This is a genomic window from Pseudomonas sp. I2 (assembly GCF_040984075.1).
Taxonomy (GTDB): Bacteria; Pseudomonadota; Gammaproteobacteria; order Pseudomonadales; family Pseudomonadaceae; genus Aquipseudomonas; species Aquipseudomonas guariconensis_B.
This window is the reverse complement of the sequence record NZ_JBCGFQ010000099.1, coordinates 1-4,639: the sequence shown is the minus strand read 5'-3', so window position 1 is coordinate 4,639 and position 4,639 is coordinate 1. Positions and strand designations below refer to the sequence as shown.

The 4,639-nt window shown below is 65.1% G+C and carries 3 protein-coding genes and 1 pseudogene; 2 read left to right on the top strand and 2 right to left on the bottom strand.

Annotated features, from left to right (window positions below; all coding sequences use genetic code 11):
• Positions 1–66: 66 nt before the first annotated feature.
• Entirely contained in the window at positions 67–2,316 is a 2,250-nt protein-coding gene (locus WCE05_RS25575) for an LTA synthase family protein (RefSeq protein ID WP_225789112.1), read from the top strand.
• A 30-nt stretch (positions 2,317–2,346) separates the two neighbouring features.
• On the opposite strand, the gene WCE05_RS25570 is transcribed toward WCE05_RS25575, so the two are convergent.
• Positions 2,347–3,672 (bottom strand): sigma 54-interacting transcriptional regulator, encoded by a 1,326-nt coding sequence (locus tag WCE05_RS25570; RefSeq protein ID WP_368816802.1) that lies wholly within the window; start codon positions 3,670–3,672, stop codon positions 2,347–2,349.
• Between the two features lie 331 nt (positions 3,673–4,003).
• On the opposite strand from WCE05_RS25570, the gene WCE05_RS25565 reads away from it, so the two are divergent.
• Positions 4,004–4,270, top strand: coding sequence for a hypothetical protein (locus WCE05_RS25565; RefSeq protein WP_016392598.1), 267 nt, complete (start codon positions 4,004–4,006; stop codon positions 4,268–4,270).
• A gap of 119 nt (positions 4,271–4,389) precedes the next feature.
• On the opposite strand, the pseudogene WCE05_RS25560 reads toward WCE05_RS25565, so the two are convergent.
• A pseudogene (locus WCE05_RS25560) lies at positions 4,390–4,639 on the bottom strand (magnesium chelatase); the annotation flags it as partial.

Sequence of the window (4,639 nt, the reverse complement as noted above, 5' to 3'; positions counted from 1 at the left end):
CACCCACGCCCCGCCCAAGCGGCAGGCCGTCCTGTAACCCCCGCCTTCTGCCGAGCGCCTGTTATCATGGAGCACATCTCTGTGACAGCTTCATGGCAAGAAGGAACTTTTTTTGTGAACGATAGGCTCGGCCATCCCCGCACCCGGCTGCTCGCCCTGGCGGGCCTGGTACTGGCGCTTCCCCTGGGCATCCGAGCCCTGCTCGGCTGGTCCGACCCGCTCGGCTATCTGTCCGACCTGGCCATCGGCAGCCTGCTGCTCCTGCTGCTGCACCGCCGTGCCTGGTGGCTGGCATTGCCGGTACTGTTGGCCTGGGGCGCCTTGATGGTGGGCTCGGCGGAACTGGTCAGTGCCGTGGGCAGGCTGCCCACCAGCGCCGACCTGACCTACCTGCTCGACCCACAGTTCATGGAGAATTCCACCGGCGGCGCCCTCGCCCACCCATGGCTGCCCTGGGTCCTGGTCGCGGGCCTGGCGGCCTGGCTGCTGGCCGTCTGGCGCAGCCGCGGCCGGCCTGCCATGGCGTTGTCGCGCAAGGCCTGGGCCATCCCCTTGCTACTGCTGGGCGCGCACTGGGCCAGCCAGCACCTGGTCCCCTCCGAGGCCGACCAGTGGCGCCAGTACAACCTGCCGCACCAACTTCTATCCGCTGGCGTCGGCGACCTGCAGCGCCAGGCCCGTGGCTGGCTGGGCGACGAGCCGACGGTCCCCCCCCTGCCCACCGCCGGCCTGGTGCAGTCGGACCTCAACGGCCGCAAACTGCTCGCCACACCCGGTCAGGCCCGCAACCTGCTGGTGATCACCCTCGAAGGCATCCCCGGCGCCTACGTACGCGCCAACCGCCAGGCCCTGCACAGCCGCTTCGACGAAGAGCTCATGCCCAACCTCAGCCGCTGGGCCGAGCGCGGCATGAACACGCCCGACTACGTGTTGCACACCCACCAGACCATCCGTGGCCTGTACGCCATGCTCTGCGGCGACTACGACAAGATGGCCAACGGCACGCCCAAGGGCGTCGAACTGCTGACCCAGGACCTACGCAACCAGGCCTGCCTGCCGGCCCAGTTGCGCCAGGCCGGCTTCACCACCCACTACCTGCAAGGCGCGGGCCTGCGCTTCATGGCCAAGGACCGGATCATGCCGCACATCGGCTTCGACTCGGTCCACGGCCAGGAATGGTTCCGCAACGCCAACTACCTCGACTTCCCCTGGGGCAAGGACGACCGAGCCTTCTTCGAAGGCGCCCAGGCGTACGTGGCAAAGCTGCGCAAGCAGAAACAACCCTGGATGCTGACCCTGCTGACCGTCGGCACGCACCAGCCCTATTCGGCACCGGCGCACTACCTGCGCCGCTACGCCACGCCCAAGCAGGCGGCAGTGGCCTACCTGGACGATGCCCTGGGCCGCTTCCTCGACGACCTGGAGCGCCAGGGCGTGTTGAAAGACACCCTGGTGGTCATCACCTCCGACGAGTCCCACGGCATCGATGGCGTACGCCTGGCCTCGTCCTGGGGTTTCAACCTGACCCTGGCCCCGGAACAGGCGCAGTTGCCACGCATCAAGCAGGGCACCTATGGCCATGTCGACCTGGCCGCCTCCCTGCTCGACTACTTCAGCCTGCCGATCCCGGCAGCCCTGGGCGGCCGCTCGCTGTTTCGCGACTACGACAGCGGCCGCGAGATGATTTCCTTCACCAACGGCATGCTGCGCTACCACGACGGCCACGGCACCCTGACCGAGTGCGATTTCCAGCAGCGCTGCCGGCGTTATGCCAGCCAAGGCTTCATCGCCGATCGCGCCAAATACCTCGGCCGCGGTGACGAAGCCACAGGCCAGCAGCTCACGGCCTTGGCCAGCGCACTGGACCAGTCCCTGCTGCAAACCCCGCTCAACCTGCGCTACCAGTTCGGTGGCCCGGCCGCCATCCCACTGCACAAGCGCATCCGCGACGACTGGGCCGACAACCTGATCGGCGCCCAGTACCTGGAGATGCCCGAAGGCTCCCATACCCGCGTACGGCTCAAGGTGCGCTCCCTCGACCCACGGCACGTGGCCTACATCCGCCTCAAGGCCAAGGAGTTCGAACAGGACGTGCCGCTCGGGCTGCCCGAAGAGATGAGAGTGACCACCAAGAAGCCGCTGGTGCTGGAGTTCAGCTTCGACAACCCTTCCCAGCGCAAGGCGTTTTCCTTCCACCTGCTGGGTTATGGCGGAGGCAAGGTCGAGGTCAGCGACTTCAGTGTGATCACTGCGTTGCCGGGGGAAGACGAGACGGTCGAGGAATTCCAGGACGGGCGAGTCGCCCACTCTGGCTGAACGCTGCGCAGGCAGGCTCCGCCCACGCTATCAGCGGATCTGGTGCTTGTGCAGCAAGCGGTAGAAGGTGGGCCGGGAAACCCCCAGCACCTTGGCGGCGATGCTCAGGTTGTCGCTGTGCCGGCTGAGCACGTCGCACAGGGCCTGGCGCTCGGCCCGGTGCTTGTAGTCCTCCAGGGTGCCCAGCGGCTGATCTTCCTGCTCCAGGGTCTGCAAGCCCAGGTCCTGGGCCTCGATCTGCCGCCCCTCGGCCAGCACCAACCCGCGCCGCACCCGGTTGGCCAGCTCGCGCACGTTACCTGGCCAGTCGTGCCGGCCCATCGCCGCCAAGGCGCTGTCGCTGAACGAGCGCGGCCGGCGGCCGGTCTCCAGGCTGTAGAAATGGGCGAAGTGGCTGGCCAGCATCGACAAATCGCCATGCCGATCACGCAGCGGTGCGGTGACCACTTGCAGGACGTTGAGCCGGTAATAGAGGTCTTCACGGAAACGTCCCTGCTCGATGGCTTTCTCCAGGTCCACGTGGGTCGCGGCCAATACCCGCACGTCCACCGGGATCGGCTGGTCCCCGCCCACCCTTTCGATGTGCTTCTCCTGCAGAAAGCGCAGCAGGTTGGCCTGTAATTCCAGGGGCAGGTCGCCGATCTCGTCGAGGAACAAGGTGCCGCCGTTGGCCGCCTCGATGCGTCCCACCTTGCGCTGGTGGGCACCGGTGAAAGCACCTTTCTCGTGGCCGAACAGCTCGGACTGGATCAGGTGTTCGGGAATGGCGCCGCAGTTGATCGCGATGAAGGGCTTGTCACACCGTAGCGATTGCCGATGCAGGGTGCGCGCCACCAGCTCCTTGCCCGTCCCGCTCTCGCCACGGATCAGCACCGGCGACTCGGTGGGCGCCAGCTTGCCCAGCAACTTGCGCAGTTCGCGGATCGGCCGGCTGTCGCCCAGCAGCTCGTGCTCCGGCTCGTCCACCCGCACCGAGCCCTTGCCGCGCAGGCGCGCCATGCCGAAGGCACGGCCCAAGGTGACCTGGACCCGCGACACATCGAACGGCAGGGTGTGGAAATCGAAGAACCACTCGCAGACGAAATCCCCGACGTTCTGCATGCGCAGCTCCTCGGCGCTGAGCACGGCGATCCATTCGGTGTTGCTGCGCTTGATCATGTCCTTGACCGCATCGGGGTGACGCAGGTGCGAGGCCTGCAGACGCAGCAGGCCGACATCGCAGCGATGCTCCAGCGCGGCCGACAGGGTACAGCTGTGTACATCCCAGCCGACGCTTCGCAGGCCCGGTAGTAGACGGTGGCAGTCGTCGCAGGGATCGACGATCAGCAAGCGGCGTTGAGAGGCGGTTTCGAGCATGACCGTTCCTTGGCGCCAATTTTTGGTTTTTCACGTAGAAACAGTAAGTTGCAGCGCCCGAATTAACAGTAGCAATGAACCTGACGCTCCCCACTACCGTTTGTCTGCCGGTTGCTGTCATCAGCGGGTCATCCGGGAATTTTTCAAAGTTATCGACGTCACAGGCGGCACAGGCCACGGCAACACTTTTGCAGACTAAAAAAAATTTCAACGACCCTGTGACTTCACCCCCAACATGGAGCATCAGTACAAGTAACCCCGCGCTGCCTACCTTCGACCTTGAGCAACGCGGACTTCATTTCGCTGTTTGGGACCATAGAGAGACCGAACCATGAATGCCCCGCTCCGTGTCAACGAAGCACTGCTGATCGCCGACCACGCCTTCGAACCCTTCCAGTGCGTAGCCTGGGATGCACCCAATGGCACTGGTGAGCTGAGCCTGGCAGTGATCGACCGGACCAGCACCCGTATCGGCAGCAAGCAAGTTTCCTCGCGTATCTATTCCGACCCCGCGCAGTGGGCCTGCCTGATCGAGGAAGTACGCGCCGAACTTTGCGAAAAAGGTTACGACCTGCAACCCTGGTCGATGCCCAAGTAATATCGCGGCCACTTGCAAGTGCGTGCCGAGCCACGCACTTGTGCAACTTTCTACCGCCCTGGCCTGGCAACTTTCTTTAATTGCGACATTGCGCCGCAGGCGCGACTTCCCTTCTTTAATCAGTCACGTACCCTGAACTGCTGGATGTGCCGGTATTCGGCCTGCAGTTGTTCGGCCAGCCGCTGTGCCCGCCCCAGACGTACCGCTGTCAGCTCCATGTCCACCAGCACAGTCGCGCAGGGCATCGGCCGTGGTGCGTTCCAGCGTTGCAGGCGGCCATCGGTGAGCACCAGGCAGCGTTGTGTCTCCTGGGGGTGACGCTTGCCCCGGGCCAGCAGCCACTGGTGCGCCTGCTCCAGTGCCGCGATC

Excerpts from the sequence above, each read along its gene's own strand:
- WCE05_RS25575 (WP_225789112.1), top strand. The coding sequence starts at position 67 with ATGGAGCACATCTCTGTGACAGCTTCATGGCAAGAAGGAACTTTTTTT.
- WCE05_RS25570 (WP_368816802.1), bottom strand. The coding sequence starts at position 3,672 with ATGCTCGAAACCGCCTCTCAACGCCGCTTGCTGATCGTCGATCCCTGC.
- WCE05_RS25565 (WP_016392598.1), top strand. The coding sequence starts at position 4,004 with ATGAATGCCCCGCTCCGTGTCAACGAAGCACTGCTGATCGCCGACCAC.